The organism is Parafrankia sp. EUN1f, from assembly GCF_000177675.1.
Taxonomy (GTDB): domain Bacteria; phylum Actinomycetota; class Actinomycetes; order Frankiales; family Frankiaceae; genus Parafrankia.
Genome location: NZ_ADGX01000088.1, coordinates 1 through 16,519, shown reverse-complemented (window position 1 = coordinate 16,519; position 16,519 = coordinate 1). Strand labels below are relative to the sequence as shown.

At 68.3% G+C, this 16,519-nt stretch carries 14 protein-coding genes; 7 read left to right on the top strand and 7 right to left on the bottom strand.

Annotation, left to right across the window (positions count from 1 at the left end; genetic code table 11):
• Positions 1 to 84: 84 nt before the first annotated feature.
• The 7 genes from FREUN1FDRAFT_RS23785 to FREUN1FDRAFT_RS23755 all read right to left on the bottom strand — a co-directional run bounded on the left by FREUN1FDRAFT_RS23785 (position 85) and on the right by FREUN1FDRAFT_RS23755 (position 8,558).
• On the bottom strand, positions 85 to 1,296 hold the full coding sequence (locus tag FREUN1FDRAFT_RS23785; protein WP_006542773.1) for a branched-chain amino acid ABC transporter permease: 1,212 nt from the start codon (positions 1,294 to 1,296) through the stop codon (positions 85 to 87).
• Positions 1,289 to 2,179: a branched-chain amino acid ABC transporter permease gene (locus FREUN1FDRAFT_RS23780; RefSeq protein ID WP_006542772.1), complete on the bottom strand. Its 891-nt coding sequence runs from the start codon at positions 2,177 to 2,179 to the stop codon at positions 1,289 to 1,291. The genes FREUN1FDRAFT_RS23785 and FREUN1FDRAFT_RS23780 overlap by 8 nt, the downstream gene beginning before the upstream one ends.
• The gene (locus FREUN1FDRAFT_RS23775) at positions 2,176 to 3,126 is read right to left on the bottom strand and encodes an ABC transporter ATP-binding protein (protein WP_006542771.1); all 951 of its coding nucleotides are present in this window, start codon (positions 3,124 to 3,126) and stop codon (positions 2,176 to 2,178) included. The genes FREUN1FDRAFT_RS23780 and FREUN1FDRAFT_RS23775 overlap by 4 nt, the downstream gene beginning before the upstream one ends.
• Complete coding sequence (locus FREUN1FDRAFT_RS23770; RefSeq protein WP_006542770.1) at positions 3,123 to 3,959, bottom strand: ABC transporter ATP-binding protein; 837 nt, start codon at positions 3,957 to 3,959, stop codon at positions 3,123 to 3,125. Before FREUN1FDRAFT_RS23770 ends, FREUN1FDRAFT_RS23775 begins: the two co-directional genes overlap by 4 nt.
• A gap of 331 nt (positions 3,960 to 4,290) precedes the next feature.
• Entirely contained in the window at positions 4,291 to 5,880 is a 1,590-nt protein-coding gene (locus FREUN1FDRAFT_RS23765; RefSeq protein ID WP_006542769.1) for a long-chain fatty acid--CoA ligase, read from the bottom strand.
• 726 nt (positions 5,881 to 6,606) lie between these two features.
• Positions 6,607 to 7,554, bottom strand: coding sequence for a 3-carboxyethylcatechol 2,3-dioxygenase (locus FREUN1FDRAFT_RS23760; protein WP_006542768.1), 948 nt, complete (start codon positions 7,552 to 7,554; stop codon positions 6,607 to 6,609).
• On the bottom strand, positions 7,554 to 8,558 hold the full coding sequence (locus tag FREUN1FDRAFT_RS23755) for a zinc-binding dehydrogenase (RefSeq protein ID WP_006542767.1): 1,005 nt from the start codon (positions 8,556 to 8,558) through the stop codon (positions 7,554 to 7,556). The genes FREUN1FDRAFT_RS23760 and FREUN1FDRAFT_RS23755 overlap by 1 nt, the downstream gene beginning before the upstream one ends.
• Positions 8,559 to 8,910: 352 nt before the next feature.
• Between FREUN1FDRAFT_RS23755 and FREUN1FDRAFT_RS23750 the strand changes: the two genes are divergently transcribed.
• The 7 genes from FREUN1FDRAFT_RS23750 to FREUN1FDRAFT_RS23720 all read left to right on the top strand — a co-directional run bounded on the left by FREUN1FDRAFT_RS23750 (position 8,911) and on the right by FREUN1FDRAFT_RS23720 (position 15,965).
• Complete coding sequence (locus FREUN1FDRAFT_RS23750) at positions 8,911 to 10,269, top strand: aromatic ring-hydroxylating dioxygenase subunit alpha (RefSeq protein ID WP_006542766.1); 1,359 nt, start codon at positions 8,911 to 8,913, stop codon at positions 10,267 to 10,269.
• Positions 10,266 to 10,607: a non-heme iron oxygenase ferredoxin subunit gene (locus FREUN1FDRAFT_RS23745; RefSeq protein ID WP_006542765.1), complete on the top strand. Its 342-nt coding sequence runs from the start codon at positions 10,266 to 10,268 to the stop codon at positions 10,605 to 10,607. The genes FREUN1FDRAFT_RS23750 and FREUN1FDRAFT_RS23745 overlap by 4 nt, the downstream gene beginning before the upstream one ends.
• Complete coding sequence (locus FREUN1FDRAFT_RS23740) at positions 10,604 to 11,818, top strand: NAD(P)/FAD-dependent oxidoreductase (protein WP_006542764.1); 1,215 nt, start codon at positions 10,604 to 10,606, stop codon at positions 11,816 to 11,818. The genes FREUN1FDRAFT_RS23745 and FREUN1FDRAFT_RS23740 overlap by 4 nt, the downstream gene beginning before the upstream one ends.
• 59 nt (positions 11,819 to 11,877) lie before the next feature.
• Positions 11,878 to 12,477 (top strand): 3-phenylpropionate/cinnamic acid dioxygenase subunit beta, encoded by a 600-nt coding sequence (locus FREUN1FDRAFT_RS23735; protein WP_006542763.1) that lies wholly within the window; start codon positions 11,878 to 11,880, stop codon positions 12,475 to 12,477.
• 73 nt (positions 12,478 to 12,550) lie between these two features.
• Positions 12,551 to 13,417: an alpha/beta fold hydrolase gene (locus FREUN1FDRAFT_RS23730; protein ID WP_006542762.1), complete on the top strand. Its 867-nt coding sequence runs from the start codon at positions 12,551 to 12,553 to the stop codon at positions 13,415 to 13,417.
• Entirely contained in the window at positions 13,414 to 14,247 is an 834-nt protein-coding gene (locus tag FREUN1FDRAFT_RS23725; RefSeq protein ID WP_006542761.1) for an SDR family NAD(P)-dependent oxidoreductase, read from the top strand. Before FREUN1FDRAFT_RS23730 ends, FREUN1FDRAFT_RS23725 begins: the two co-directional genes overlap by 4 nt.
• Before the next feature lie 104 nt (positions 14,248 to 14,351).
• Complete coding sequence (locus FREUN1FDRAFT_RS23720) at positions 14,352 to 15,965, top strand: tannase/feruloyl esterase family alpha/beta hydrolase (RefSeq protein WP_006542760.1); 1,614 nt, start codon at positions 14,352 to 14,354, stop codon at positions 15,963 to 15,965.
• Positions 15,966 to 16,519: the final 554 nt, after the last annotated feature.

Genomic DNA, 16,519 nt, shown 5'->3' with positions numbered 1-16,519 from the left:
ACAATCTTTCCCTTCAGTAAGCAAGAAACAAGAATCACGGCCGAGAGTGATTGACTTCCCCCGGCCCCTCTCCAGGGGAAAGGGTTATTTTTCGGGGATGGTGTCCGGACTGGCAGCGATCACGGCCGCTGCCACCATTGGTGCCGAATTCTGTGTCGAGGTCCGAGAGGTTGATTTTTTCCGCTCCCGGTCATTAGTGTCGCTGCTCGAAGCCGGGCCTCGGAGGTGTTTGCGTGCCCGGCGAGCAAGGCCAGCGGCACCCGTTGGCTCCACGAGGACGATCAGCACAACAGCCGCACCGTAGGCGAAACGGGCGGCATCGGCGTAGCTGACACCGCCGCTGCCGGGGGCGGACAGGAACGGCAGAGAATCGCTGTACTGCTGAAGTACGAGCGGGAGCGCGGTCACGAACGCCGCTCCGGCCGCCGCGCCTCCCATCGAGCCAAGTCCACCCAGAACAATCATAACCAGGTACTGGACTGATACCTCAATGGTGAAGGACTCGGGCGCTACACTTCCGACCGAAAGAGCGTAGAGGACTCCAGAGAGTCCCGCATACATCGAGGACAGTAGAAAGGCGCGTGCTCGATAGGCCGCGACATCCACTCCGTTGACCGCGGCCGCCAGTGGATTGTCTCGCACGGCCTCGAGTGCCACTCCGCTGCGACCACGCAGCAGGTTGTTCGCGAAGATGATTGACAGCGCGGCGAGCAGCAAACCCAGGTACCACAGGCGTTCAGCCTGTCCGAAGGGGACTCCGAGCACCGTCAGATCCGGATCGGAGTCGCTGAACGAGAATCCGGGCAACGAGAAGTCCGGCACCGATCGTCCATTGAATCCGCCGGTCAACGGCGTCGCCGTGTTGAGGATGTGCTGGCCGGCGACGACAAGACCAAGCGAGGCGATCGCGAGGTACAGACCGCGGACCCGGGCCGCGACCGGGCTGAACAGCAGCCCGGCGAGCCCGCTTACGGCCACGGCGATGATCATCGCCAACAGTGGTGGCAGACCGAGCCCGCTGATGCCGCCGGAGCCCTCGCCTGACAGAAAGGAGTAGGAGATGGCGCCGACGGCGAGGAAGAATGCATGGCCGAGGGAGAGCTGCCCGGTTGTCCCGCTCAGCAGGTTCAGGCCCACGGCACCAATGACCGCGGCGAACACCGCGAAACCGGTTCGCAGCCAGAACTCGTCCGCGTAGAACGGAATTACGACAGCTATCGCGAAGAGAGCGACTGTCGGCCAACGGCGAAGGCTGGTGAGTGCGCCCAGGAGCCCCGGGAGTTTCGCCCTAGACACGGTTCAGCTCCTTTGTCCCCGCCAGCCCGGAGGGCCGAATGAGAAGAACGACGACCATGACGATGTAGGGCACGACCTCCCCGATACCGCGTCCAAGGAACAGCAGATCGTCCTGGTAGCCGGCGGCGAGCGATTCGGACACTCCGATCAGCAGGCCCGCCATAAGCGCTCCTCCGGGAGAGTCCAATCCGCCCAGGACGGCGACGGGAAAAGCAGCGAACGCGACTGTTCGAATGCCCGGTTCGAGGCCCGGGGTCGGGCTGCCGGTGAGGAAGAGTCCCGCCGCCGCGGCGAGAGCCCCCGCGAGCAGCCAAGAGGTCAGTGCCACCCGGCCCAGTCTGATTCCCATGAGCTGCGCGGCCTCCGGATCCTCGGCCGCAGCGCGCATGGCGACTCCCCAGGAGGTGAAGCGGAATGCGGCGAAGAGACCGGCGATTACGACAGCTGCCACAAGGAAGGCGATCAGACGGTTCGCCGAGATGGCCACGCCACCCAGACTGACGACATCGGCCCCCCAGGGATGTCCTAGGCCGAGGATGTCGGATCCCATACGGCGGGTGAGATCAGTCGTAATCAGGATGTCGACGCCGAGCAGCATGATGGTGAGGCTGATGGCTGGCGCGTTGCGGAGCCGGCGGACGAGGAGTAGTTCGATGAGGGCGGCCATCGCCGCCGCGGCCGCGACACCGAGCACTACCGCACCCGCGAAACCCAGGGAATCATGCGTCCGGGCGACGACGTAGGCGCCGAGCAGGACAATGGCGCCGTGCGCGAAGTTCAGCACCTCGCTGGACCGGAAGATGATCACAAAGCCGAGTGCGATCAGTGCGTATACCGCTCCGACCGCCAGCCCGTTGAAAAGCAGAGAGAGGAAGGTACTCACAGTTTATCCCTCCAGGAAGTGGGAGGGGCGTCTGACGGTGCTTTGGAGATTCCGTCCGCGGAGCCCAGGTAGGCGCGAATGACGTCGGGGTCACGCTGAATCTCTGCGGGCGTCCCGCTGGCGATGACGGTGCCGAAATCCAGTACGGTCACGCGGTCGGCGATGGCCATCACCATCGCCATGTCGTGCTCGACGAGCAGAATGGTGACGCCGAGCGACTCCCGGATCGCACGCAGCTGACCGGCCATCCGGGAGGACTCGGTGGCGTTCATTCCGGCCACCGGCTCGTCGAGGAGGAGGACGCGTGGCTCGGTGGCCAGCGCGCGGCCGACCTCAACGCGCTTTCGGTCGCCGTAGGACAGGCCGCTGACCTCGACGTCGAACAGGTCGCCGAGACCGAGGAACTCGGCGATCTCCCGAACCCGGGCGCGGTGGCGTTCCTGCTCGCGGATCGTCGATGGTAGGCGGAGCCCGGTTCGGAGAAAACCGGCCCGCGTCAGATGATGGCGGCCCAGCATGAGACTGCGGGCGACGGTCGCATGTGATGGGAGGGCGATGTTCTGGAAGGCGCGCCCGATTCCGAGCTCGGTGATCTGGTGCGGCCTCCGTGAGGTCAGCTCGGTGTTCCCGAGCCATACCTTGCCTGCGCTGGTGCTGTACAGGCCGGACAGCACGTTGAACAGCGTCGACTTGCCGGCCCCGTTCGGTCCGATGATCGCGTGGATGTGGCCGGGCTCGACCGAGATCGAGACGTCGGAGAGCGCCTTGAGGGCGCCGAACGTGACACTGACGCCTTCGATGCGAAGGCGCTGCGGTGCCTGCTCCTCCGACTGCTGATTTCTGTCCCGCCTGGGGGGCGACGCTGCAGAGCCGTCCGCTCGGCTCCGCAGCGTCTCGTCCGTCGCGGTCGATCCTCCGCCGGGAATGGGGCCGCCGGGAGCGTTCACGGTTGCCACCTCGTCAGTGTTCTGGTGCCTGCGGCCCGTTCACGACCATCGTCACCGACGGAGCCGTCTGTGCTGTCCGGCCGGATCACTTCCGGGCCGACCGCCTGCGCGCCGTGGCCGAGGTACAGCCGCTGCACCTGCTCGGATGCCGCGAGCGCGGCGGCGCTGCCGGCGAGACTGACCTGCCCGACGTCAAGCACCACCGCTGTGTCAGCCAGCGCGAGAGCCATGGTCGCGTTCTGTTCGACCAACACGACGCAGACACCCTGCTTGTGGATCTCCGCGACGATTTCGCCGACTCGCTGGATCATCATCGGCGCCAGGCCCAGGGACGGTTCGTCGAGGAGCAGGAGGCGTGGGTCGGACATGAGGGCCCGTCCGATCGCGAGCATCTGCTGCTCTCCTCCGGACAGGAGCGCGGCTGGTTGTCTCGATCGGCTGACCAGGATCGGGAAGAGCTCGTTGACGCGTTCCCGTGCGCGGGCCACCGCTGCGCGACTGCGAGCTGCCGCGGCACCGGCGCGGAGGTTGTCCTCGACGGTCATGCGACCGAAGACACGTCGCCCTTCGGGTACTTGGACCACTCCGGTGCGGACGATAGAGGCGGCGTCCTGTTTGTGAATTGGTGCCCCGTCGACGGTGATGGTGCCGCTATCCCGGCGACCGCCATGTCGGCCCAGCGTCCCGGAGACCGCGCGTAACAGGGTGCTCTTACCGGCGCCGTTGCTGCCCAGCACGGTGAGAACGCCGTGTTCGGGAACCTGAAGCGAGACCTTTCGCAGGGCTTGGACCGCGCCGCCATAGCTTACCGACAGGTCGGCTACTTCTAACACATGGGCCTCTTTGCGGGGTTTTATTGGCGATGCCGAGGATGTCGTCGACGAAGAACTGAGGCGGCGGGCACGAGCTGCCGACCGGTGATGGGGGCCTTCTGAGTGGAGGACCGGGCCTACTGGCGACAGGAGGGGCGACGAGTCATGCGCCGGTCTCCGGCGGCCGGAAGGCAGGCTGCGGTGACAGGGAGGCAGGTCCAAGGCCAGGTGTGAGACGGCCCGTCGTCCTGGCCGCCATACCAGGAGGACTGGTGCGCCGACGCTTCGGGCGGGCCTGCGGCGCGGCGTCGATGGCGCGGCACGCGTACCGCAGGCGGCGGAGAAACCGAGGTCAGGCAGGGACGTTCGTCGTCGTGCCCTGGATCTTTTCGGCCCATTCCCGTAGTGGGCCTTTGACGAGCTTTCCGCTGGGGTTCCGAGGAATCGAATCGATTATCCTCAGCTGGGTCGGGAGCTTGTAACGAGCGAGCTGGAGTCCGGCGAAGTCACGTATCTGTTCGATCGTCGGTTCGGCACCCGGACGACAGCTCAGGATGGCTACGACGGTCTCGCCCCAACGGGGATCGGAGATACCGACGACGGCGACGTCCATTACATCGGGGTGCTCGATGATCACCCGTTCGACCTCGGCCGGATAGACGTTCTCACCGCCACTGATAATCATGTCCTTGAGGCGGTCGACGACGTAGTAGAAGCCGTCCTGGTCGCGGTAGGCGATGTCGCCGGTGTGGAACCATCCCGCGCTGTCGAACGCCGTGCCCGTCGCCTCGGGATTCTTCCAGTAGCCAGGCGTCACGTTCGGGCCCTGGACGCACAGTTCACCGCGGAGGTCCGCGGCGTCGACAGGGGTGTCGGTGCCCGGTCTGACCAGGCGGACCTTGGTGTAGGGCATGGGGACTCCGGCCGAGCCGAGCTTGTCCATGGTCAGCTCGGCTGGAAGGTAGGTCGCGAACGGGGCTGTCTCCGTGAGCCCCCACGCCTGCTGCAGCAGGACACCGCGCGCCGCGTAGTCCCGGATCAGCGCGGGCGGTACTGGCGCGCCGGCGACGATCGCCGACCGCAGCGCGCCGAGGTCGGCGGTGGGAAACCCGGGCAGCCGGGCTACCGCCGCGAACATGGCGGGAACCGCGAAGAGGACACCGACCCTGAACTCGATGAGATCGTCGAGGAACTGCTGTGGCTCGAAGGCGCGGCGAACGATGACGAGTCCTCCGCGCAACAACGTGCGCAGCGTGAGTGCGTTCAGCCCACCGATGTGGAACAGGGGGGCCACAGCCAGCGTCACGTCGTTGTGGCGGGTGTCGACCACGCTGTCGACATTGACCGCGTTCCACCAGATGTTGCCATGCGTGAGAATCACGCCCTTGGGGAGCCCGGTGGTGCCCGAGGTGTAGAGAAGCGCCGCGATGTCGTTCTCGTGGCGGGCTACCGGCACGAAGTCGTCCGCGGGCTCGGCGAGCAGTGTCGACAGCGGCAGCCAGCCTGGGACCGGCTGCTCGGGTGCGGGGCATGCGGGATCTGTGTCGACGAGGACGTAGTCGTGGGTCGGTAGGTCGGCCCGGACGGACTCGACCAGTGCGCGGTGGCCCTCCTCGACGATCAGGACCCGGGCATCGCAGTTGAGCAGGATCTGACGGATCTCGGTTGCCGCGAGGCGGAAGTTCAGCGGTGCGAAGACAGCGCCGAGATGCGCCGCGGCGAGCATGGCTTCCAGCAGGACAGGGCTGTTGTAGCCCAGGTAGGCCACCCGGTCGTCTTTCGCCAGACCGATGCGCGTAAGTCCGGCGGCGAGCTGGCGGACGGTCCGCGCGACCTCGCCGGCGGCGATGGTGCGCCCCTCGTAGTGGAGGGCGGCCGTGTCCGGCGCGTACCGCGCGCGACGGTAGAGCGCGGCTGCGGGGCTGATGTCGACAGCTGTCATGACGAATCCTTGCGCGACGGTCGGACAACGCGGGAAGGCAGTACGGCTGGCGGGCGGCGGCAGTTCGGCGCGATTTCGGTCGGCGGGTTCACGGACGGATAGATGGTGGCCAGGCAGCGCGGCCCGCTGGGTCGCCTCGGCGCGTGTGCCGGCGACGACGCAGCCGTCGCGGCGGCGGTGAGTGGGCACGTTGTGGCGACGGCGCCGAAGGACTCCGTGGCCACGGCCGGGACCGACCGTGGGGGCGTTCCGGCGCAGGCCTGTGCTCCGACGCCACCGGGACTTGACGGGCCGGGGCCTCCCGGCCCTTTCAGATGCATCGCGCTGCTGCCTTTCATGATGTCCGAGGTGTCTTCACGGGTGTCACCCGGTAAGTCCGGACACGTCGCCGGGTCCCGACATGAGACGCTGACAACACGTTCCTCTTCCACCGGTCGTGCCGCTGTACGGAACACGTAGGGCTGGGGCAGGCAGCGGTCAGCCATGGGTACCGGTGGACAGCGTGAAATAGCGATTCAGCGCCGCCGTCATAGATGAGGGCATGACGCGCCGAACCGGGATTCCGTTTCCGCTTGCGGGGCGGCATCGTCGGTATGCGGCGCGCTCCGTCGCACTTCGGCGTGACGGGGCACGGAATGGTAGCCGAGCCTCGCGTGGCCAGCGCACAGGCGCGCCTCGCGGTGGGGAGGTCCGACGAGAGGTCGACGCGATCACGTGCAGGTCCGACTACCCGTCCCCGAGGGGGAGCGCGGTGGCGACGGCGAAACCGGCGATCCATTCCGGGATCGGCCGGTAGAACCGGGACGTCATGGCGTAGGGGCCGCTGGCAGCCAGCGATGAGAACGCGGCGACCCAGGTGCGGGTCTCATGCCCGGAGCCGCCGCCTTCGGCGCCCATCCACTCGACCGTCCAGGAGTCGACATCCTCCAGCCTGCCGCCCGCGAAGGTGTCGAGGACCAGTTGGTCCCAGACGGGGTTGATCGGGATCATGGTGGTCGAGCCGTCCGCGTAGGCGCGGCCGGCCTGGACGACGCGCTCCTCGCCGCGGGCGCGCTGTTCGGGGGTGGGTGGATGCCCCTCGATCAGGGCGTCGGCGACACGTGGCGGCGCGCCGGCCAGGACGGGCACGGGTGGATCGTGCGAGAGGCCGCCGGAACCGAGGAACAGGACCCGTCGGCCGAGGTCGGCGGCCGCCCGGCCGACGGCGGTGCCCAGCGCCCGAACGCGGCTGACCGGGCCGAACGGTGCCGCGACCCCATTGACGAAGATCGGGACGACGGGAACCTGATCGATACCACCGAAGAGCACCTGCAACGGCTGGACGAATCCGTGGTCCACGGTCATTCGTGCGGAGACCGTCAGATCGACGCCCTGCTCGAGCGCCCCGGCGGCGAGGGCGGTCGCGGCAGCGGAATCGACCGAAAGCGCCCCGGCCGCGGAGCCGAAGTCCCCGACCGCGTGAGCCTCGGTGGCCAGGCAGAACGGTGGCATCTCGCGGTAGAAGAAGCCGTTGTAGTGATCCGGCGCGTAGAGGACCACGAGGTCGGGGGCGAACTCCCGGATGAAGCTCCGGGCGTTCGCCACAGCCTCGTCAACGGCCGCGACGACGTCGGCCGCCGGGTCGTTCTTGCCGATCAGCGGGGAGTGGGACAGTCCTACGAGCGCGGTGGGCATCAGGCTTCCCCTTCTCGAACCTGCGTGCGCGGAGCAGGCGGATGAACGACGATCTTTCCGGTGTGTTGGCCGTCGAGCATGAGCTGAAAACCCTTGTCGATCTCGTTCAGGGGCAGTGTCCGGTCGATGACTGGACGCACACCGGTGGCGTCCATCATCCGCAGCATGGCGACGAGCTCGGGTCGAGTGCAGCCGGTGGAGCCGAGGATGCGTTGCTGGAGGTAGAAGACCCGGGCCAGATCCGCCGGCGGATTCGTGCCGCTGGTCGCGCCGGCGACGACGATGGTCCCGCCGGGCCGCAGTGACCGCAGCGAGTGCGACCAGGTCGCCTCCCCGACGGTTTCGATGACGACGTCGACCTTCTCCGGCAGCCGGGCACCGGTCGGGAAGGTCTGGCGTGCGCCCCAGGCCAGTGCCTTCTCCCGCTTGTCCTCGCTGCGACTGGTCGCGTAGACCACGGCTCCGGCGGCGGCGGCGAGGCTGATCGCGGCCGAGGCGACCCCGCCGCCCGCGCCCTGGACTAGCACCCGGTCGCCAGCGGTGATCTTCGCCTGGGTGAACAGCATGCGGTATGCGGTGGTCCACGCGACGGGCAGGCACGCGGCCTGGTCGAAGGACAGCCACGCAGGCTTGGGCACGAGGTTGCGGGTGGGCACCGTCAGGTACTGGGCGAACGCGCCGTCGTGACGCTCGGAGAGCAGCGCCCGGTTCGGGTCGAGGGTCTCGTCACCTCCTCCGGCGTCCGGGTTGGCGATCACCGGGTAGACGATGACCTCGTTCCCGTTCTCGTCTATGCCGGCCGCGTCACAGCCCAGCGTGATCGGGAGCCGGTCGGCGGGATGGCCGACACCGCGCAGCGTCCAGACGTCATGCATGTTGATCGACGAGGCGATCACCCGCACCACGGACCAGCCAGGCCGGGGCTCGGGGACGGAGACCTCGCCGACCACGAGGCCGGAGAGCGGGTCGGTGTCGCTTTGCGAAACGGCACGTGCTGCGAGCATGGCGTCAACATGCAACGGCTGCCGCCAGGTCGGACAGCACCCGTGCCGTCCTGTGGCACGGGTGCTGGCGGAGCCGGGCCGGTGTTGGTTTCCCTGGTTCTGTGACCGCGAACGGGCCTGCTGCGGTCGCGTCGCTCCCGTCCGGTCTCGTTGGCCGATGCCCTCATCCCATCTGGGAGGACGAGGCCGGACGGGTTGCTGCCAGACAGGTCAGGTGGCGGTATATGTCCGGATCGATCCGCGATGAACTGCGCTCCGTGTCGGAGCCGGTGATGGCGCCCATTCCGGGGCCTGTCCGCACCGAGCTGTCTCCACGAACAGCCGGCCCCACGACAGAGGGAGAGGAGATTCGATGACGTCGACCCCTGAGCTGGCCGGCCGCGCGGGTCGGCCTACCGCGACCCCGGCCGGCCCGCTGCACCGTCCGTCCGAGTTGACTCCGACCATCGATGTCTCCGGGTTGGTGGACGCGGACGGCGGTCTGCTGGACCGGGCGATCTTCACCGACCACCAGATCTACCAGCAGGAACTGCGCCGGGTCTTCGCGCCCAGCTGGCTCTTCCTCGCCCACACCGACCAGTTCCGCAGGCCCGGCGACTTCTTCACCACCTACATGGGTGAGGACCCGGTCATCGTCACCATGGACAAGAGCCGCGCGGTCCGCGCCTACCTGAACTCCTGCCGCCACCGGGGCGCCCGGGTATGCCGCGCCGATGCCGGCACGACCCGCAACTTCACCTGCACTTACCACGGCTGGGCGTACGACCTCGAAGGCCGGCTCGTCAGCGTTCCGAACAGGGAGGGCTATCCGGACCGCTTCGATACCGCCGACTGGGGTCTGGTCGAGGTGCCCAGGGTCGAGAACCACCGCGGTCTGATCTTCGGCACGTGGAACCCGCGGGCGCCGTCGTTGCGCGAGGCGCTGGGTGGCATGGCCTGGTACATGGACGCGATGCTCGACCACGACGGCGCCGGCACCGAGGTGGTGGGCGGCGTCCACAAGTGGGTTCTGGAAGGCAACTGGAAGCTGTCGGCCGAACAGTTCGCGACCGACTGGTACCACGTCAACATGAGCCACGCGTCGGCTCTCATGCTCCTGGCACCGGCCGGCAAGAGCCCCAGGGACGAGATCGTCCACCGCGCAGGCCGCCAATACGTCGACCCGAACGGCCATGGTGCCGGGTTCCCGGTTCATCCGAAGAACCGTTTCGACGCCCTCGCTGTGCATCAGTGGTTCGACTACGAGGCGGCTCGCGCGCGCCTCGGTGACGCACGCGTCGAGGGTCCGATGACCAACGGGCACGCCACGGTGTTCCCCAACTTCTCCTACCTGCCGGTCAACGGCAGCGTCCGGGTCTGGCACCCGAAGGGCCCGGACCGGATGGAGGTGTGGGCCTGGACCCTGGTCGACAGGTCCATGCCGGACGAGGTCAAGGAGGCTCAGCGCCTTTACAACCTGCGCACCTTCGGGCCCAGCGGGGTCTTCGAGGCGGACGACGGGGAGAACTGGAGCGAGGTTCAGGCCATCTCCCGCGGGTTCGTCACGAACAGCGTCCCGCTCAACTACCAGATGGGTCTCGGGTCCGAACGCGAGGACGGACGTTACCCGGGGAAGACCAGCGAGCTGTACAGCGATGCCGCCGGCCGGGCGTTCTACCGCCGCTGGCAGTCACTGATGAACACGCCGGCCTGGTATGAGGTGGACAGATGAGCGGCACCGGTATCCGGGTCGCCGCCCTCGACGACATCCCCGAGGGCGAGGGCATCACGGTCGACCGGGCCGTCACCGGCACCGAGGACGACATCGCGCTGCTGCGTGACGACGACGGGTCGGTGTGGGCGCTCAACGACACCTGTACCCACGAGACGGCGTCCCTCGCCGAAGGCTGGGTCGAGAAAGGGCACGTCGAGTGCCCGCTGCATGCGAGCCGGTTCTGCCTGCGCAGCGGGAAGGTGGAGGGTCTGCCCGCGACCCGGGACGCCGTCGCCCATCGGGTGGAGGTCCGGGACGGCGAGGTGTACCTCTTCCCGAACGAGACTTCGTCATGAGCGCCACGCCGGGCCGAATCGTCATTGTGGGCGGTGGTGTCGCAGGCGTCAGCACGGTGGCCGCCCTGCGCGCGGGTGGCTATGACGGCACGCTCACTCTGGTCGACGCCGGCGAGTTCCCTTACGATCGGCCACCGCTGAGCAAGGACTATCTGGCCGGCAAGCGAGACTTCGAGCAGATCGCGCTCAAGCCCGCCGGCTGGTACGAAACGCAGTCCGTCCGGCTCATACGGCGAGCGCAGGTCACGGCGTTGCTCCCGGGGCAAGGGCTGGTCCAACTCGCCGACGGCACCACCCTGCCGGCTGACCGCGTCGTCCTCGGCACCGGAGGCACGGCCGCGCGCCTGCCGATCCCCGGCGCCGCGGAGGTCGGCGTCCAGGTGCTGCGCACTGTCGAGGACGCGGGCCGGCTTCGCGACGCCCTGCCCGCGGCGTCACGCGCTCTGGTGATCGGCGCTGGCCTCATCGGCGCGGAGGTCGCGTCCACCCTGGCCGGGCTGGGGTGCGCGGTCGTCCTGGCCGACCCGGCGGCGCCCCCGCTCGCCGCCGCGGTCGGACCGGAACTGGCCGCCTGGCTACATGATCAGCACCGAACGCGGGGAATCGACACCGTCGCCGCCGGCATCGCCTCATTGCGGCGGACATCCCGCGGTATCGAGGCCCTGCTCGGCGGCGAGAAGGAGGCTCGCGTCGTCGACCTGGTTGTGCTGGGTGTCGGGATGGTCGCGGCGACCCCGCTCGCCGAAGCCGCTGGGCTAGAGGTGGATCGAGGGATTCTGGTCGATTCGGCCCAGCGCACCTCGAATCCGGCGGTGTTGGCGGTCGGCGACGTGACCCGCAGCCGCGCGGACGGCACACAGGCAGGGCACTGGGACGCGGCCCGGCGCGACGGAGAGCGTGCGGCGGCCACGCTGCTCGGCCGACCGGCGCCGGTGGCGTCAGCTCCCTGGTTCTGGAGCGACCGCCATGGCCGGCACATCGAAACGGTCGGCCGGATGGCCGCGGCGGACCGCACCGTCGTCCGCGGCCGTCTGGGCGACGAGCCGTTCGCAGTGTTCGGATTCCGCGGCACCACGCTGGTCGGTGCCGTGTCCGTCGACGACACCTTCGCCGTGCGCACGGCCCGCAGACTTCTCGACGGCGCAATTCCGGTAGACGCGGATCTGCTCGCCGACCCGTCGACGAATCTCCGCCGACTGTTACGTGGATGACGTGCCGCTGGGCGGCACGCCGCATGGCCGCCGCCGCTTCTGAAGGGATCGAATGAAGCGTGAGCACCACGTCCGATCGCGTCGCGACGCCATTTCTGGCTGCCGATGACCGCCACTCTGACCTGAGCACTCATTTTGAGGTCGAGCAGTTCTACTATCGCGAGGCCGAGCTGCTCGACGAGTGCCGGTTCTCCGAATGGCTCGAACTGCTCGCCGACGACCTCGTCTACTGGATGCCGACCCGGACGGACCGGTTGCGCAGACAGCAGGCCCTGTCTGTCGCCGCGCGTGGCGAAGCCGCCTTCTACGACGAGACGAAGTCGAGTCTGGAATGGCGGATCCGCCGGTTCGACTCCGGCACGGCCTGGGCCGAGGACCCGCCGTCGCGGACCCGGCACCTGATCACCAACGTCCGGGTACGTCACGCCAACCCCACCGACGACCTCGCGGCGACCGGCGCGGACGGCGACACAGCGGTATACGCCGTCCGGTCCAACTTTCTCGTCTACCGTAACCGGCTTCAGCGTGAGGAGAACCTGTTCGCCGGCGAGCGCACGGACATTCTGCGCCGCACCGGTGATGGGCTGCTGATTGTGCGCCGCACGATCCTGCTCGACCAGAATGTTCTGCTGGCGAAGAACATCAGCATCTTCTTCTGATTCCGGCTTCTGATTCCAGTCAGTTTCGCACCGCGTTCCCATCACCCACCGCTTCTCTTGCGAAGGAACCATCGTGACTACCATCAGTGAAGTCGCGCTGAGGACCCACCAGGTGGCCACCGCACTCGGCGAGATCGCCGTCGCCGAGGCTGGCACCGGTCCGGTGCTGGTCATGCTGCACGGCGGCGGGCCGGGTGCCTCGGGTGTGAGCAACTACCACCAGAACCTCCCTTCGCTGACCAGGCGTTTCCGGGTGGTGCTGCCCGACCAGCCCGGATTCGGCGGCAGCTACCGGCCCACCGAGGCCGATCTCGACGCCCGGTCGATCACCGCGATCACGGTCGACGCCTTGGCCGAGGCGCTCGACGGGCTGGGCGTCGAGCGCTTCCACCTGCTCGGCAACAGCCTCGGCGGCGCGGCGGCGATCGCGTTCGCGCAGGCCCACCGGGACCGGGTCGAGAAGCTGGTGCTGATGGCTCCCGGCGGTGGTTGGCTCCCGTTCGGGCCCACGCCCACCGAGGGCCAGAAGGAGATGTTCCGCTACTACAACGGCGGCGGGCCCAGCGAGAAGAAGATGGCGGCGTTCATCCGGACGATGGTCTTCGACCACCGGCAGTTCGGTGCGGACGTCGTCCGCGCGCGTTACGAGGCCTCGCTGGACGAGAGCCACATCGCCTTCTACCACCTGTACAACGCGGCGTTCGCCAGGCGCGGCGGCATGGATCCGCTGTGGCGTGACCTGCACCTGATCAAGGCGCCGACGCTGCTGCTGTGGGGGCGCGACGACCGGACGATCACGCTGGAAGGCGCCCAGATCATGCTCAAGCAGATCCACGACGTCCAGCTGCACGTCTTCGGCGGCTGCGGGCACTGGGTGCAGCTGGAGCGGGCGCGCGAGTTCGAGCGCCTGGTCACCGACTTCCTGGGGCCCGAAGCATGACCGGATGGCTGGACGGGGACGTCGCCCTGATCACCGGTGGCGCGTCCGGGATCGGCGCGGCCGTCGCCGAGCGGTTCGTCGCCGAGGGCGCCTGCGTCGTCATCCTGGACCGCGACGGCGCCCGGCTCGACAGCGCCCGCGAGAAGTCGGCCGACCCCAAACGGGTCCACACCGTGGCCGGGGACGTCCGGTCGAGCCCGGACCTGCACCGCGCGGTCGCCGAAGCCGTCGACCGCTTCGGCCACCTCGACACCCTGGTCGCCAACGCCGGTGTCTGGGACTACCAGCGCCACCTCACCCGCCTGTCCGCGGACGAGCTGGACGCGGCGTTCGACGAGATCTTCGCGATCAACGTCAAGGGCTACCTGCTGGCCGCCGAAGCCGCCTGGCGAGAGCTGGTCAGGGCACGCGGCAGCATCGTCATGACGCTGTCCAACGCCTCGTTCCACGTCAACGGCGGCGGCCCGATCTACACGGCCAGCAAGCACGCCTGCCTCGGCCTGATGCGCGAGCTGGCCTACGAACTGGCGCCGAAGGTGCGCGTCAACGGGGTCGCCTGCGGCGCCATGCGCACCGACCTGCGGGGCCCGGAGGCCCTCGCGCTCGGGAACCGCTCGCTCGCGGCGTCGTTCGACAACAGGCCCGCCGACGCACCGGCGCCGCCGATACCGCTGCACGATGCCAGCGTGGACCCGGCGGACCTGACGGGTTCCTACGTTCTCCTCGCCGCACGGTCCCAGAGCGGCACTGTCACCGGCCACGCGATCCAGGCGGACGGCGGGATCCGCGTCCGTGGATTCGCCTCGGGTGCGGGCGGAGACCGGCTCTAGAGCCGTGGCCCGAGCAGCTCTTCGGGCACCAGACCAGCCATTTCCGGTCCGGGGGGGCCTTGCCGGGCGGTGGCCGCCGCACGGCGCACACAAGAAGGGGCACTATGAGGAAACCCGCAAGACGCCTGTTAACGCTGTTCACCGTGGCCAGCACGGTGGCGGCGCTGACAGTGCAGGGGATGCTGCTGAGCCCGGCATCCGCCGCAACCGGGACGGGTTGCAAGAACGTCGCGCAGCCGACGGTTGCAGGTGCGACCGTCCAGTCGATGTCGACCTCCGACAAGGCGACCGACATCCTGCTGGGCGTGCCGGCTCACTGCGAGGTGACGCTCTCACTCACCCACCCCGGTGACGATGACAAGGTGCAGGTCACGGTGTGGCTGCCGACCAGCACCTGGAACGGGCGTTTCCAGGGAACCGGCGGTGGCGGGTACGCGACCAGCCTGCAGCTGGGCGGTATCAGCCTGGGTGAAAGCGTCGCGACGCTTCCCTCGGCCGTGAAGGAGGGCTACGCCGCCGCGGCGACGGACTCCGGCATCGGCTTCAACCCGCTCAGCCCCAGCGCCTGGGCGCTGAAGGCGGACGGCACAGTCAACACGGGGCTGCTCACCAACTTCGCGCACCGCTCCATCCACGACATGACGGTGGCCGCGAAGCAGGTAGTCGCCAGCTTCTACGGCCAGCAGGCCTCCTACTCTTACTGGAACGGCTGCTCCACCGGCGGCCGCCAGGGAATGATGGAGGCCCAGCGCTACCCGGCCGACTACGACGGCATCATGGCCTCGGCCCCGGCGATCAACTGGGACACCTTCGTCCCGGCGGAGCTGTGGCCGCAGGTGGTGATGAACGACCTGAAGACCTACCCGAGCGCCTGCAAGTTCAAGGTCTTCACCGACGCGGCCATCGCGGCCTGCAACCAGGGTGACACGGTCGCCGGTGGTCTCATCAACCAGCCGGAGACCTGCAACTTCGATCCCCGCAGCCTGATCGGCAAGGTCGTGTTCTGTGACCTGGTCTTCCAGACGATCACCGCGAACGACGCCGAGGTCGTGCGCAGGATCTGGGAGGGCCCGAAGACGGCCGACGGCCAGCAGGTATGGAACGGGCTCCCGAAGGGCGCCGCGATCGACATGGTCGCCGGCACCACCTCGGACCTGCTGGGCCGGCGGAGCGGTTCACCGAACTCGCTGATCGCGGACTGGGTCAAGTACTTCCTGCTGAAGCAGCCGTCGGCGGACATCGCGACCATCACGCCTTCCCAGCTGCTGACGCTGATCGGGCAGTCGCAGACCGAATACAAGGCCATCATCGGCACCGACAACCCCGACCTGACCGCGTTCAAGGACCGGGGCGGGAAAATCATCGGCTGGCACGGCCTGGCCGACCAGCTGATCTTCCCGCAGGGCACGGTGAAGTACTACCAGCGCGTGCAGGCGACAATGGGCGGTGCCGCGAGCACCAACGATTTCTACCGCTTGTTCCTCGCTCCCGGTGTCGGGCACTGCGGCATCGGCGGGAACGGCCCGGTTCCCACCAACGTGCTGGCCTCCCTGGTGAACTGGGTCGAGAACGGCCAGGCCCCGGCCACCCTGACGTCCTCGGCCAGCAGCCTCACCGAGGGAACCATCACCCGTAACATCTGCCTCTACCCCGAGATCGCCCGCTACAACGGCCAGGGCGACCGGAAGGTGGCCAGCAGCTACCACTGCGCCGCCTGACGGCAGCACACCCGCCCGTTGGTGGTCGGCGTGACGTCGCGCCGACCACCAACGGGTCTCCGCACGCGGAGAAAGGCCAGCTGTTCGGAGTCGTCGCAGCCGATGCTCCGGTGTTTCTGCCGTCGCCGAATTCCCGGAACTGCCCGTGAGGGTTGCCACGTTCACCGCGTTTCGCATCACGGAACGGCTCGTTGTGGCTGATCAGGTCGGCTGCCTATACCCATGACAGCTGGCGTGCGTTCCTGCCGCTGGCCGACCAAGCACCCATCCGTGAACGGCGTCGAGACACGTCGTTGCAGGGGCTGCGACGGACTACCCGCGCGTGCCGAGGAGAAGACAATGCCTGAACCGCGCCGACGTGCGAAGGTCAGTGAGGCACGTCCATGAGCGCCACCAACGGAACCCAGCCGCAGGGCGTGACACCAGGCGGAACCCTCGCCGTCGACGTCGGTGACACCGTCGAGCGGGCCGCCGCGATACTCGTGACCGCCGAGCAGACCGGTACCCCGTGCCCGCCGGTTCGGGACATCCTTCCGAACGGCGACATCGCCGCG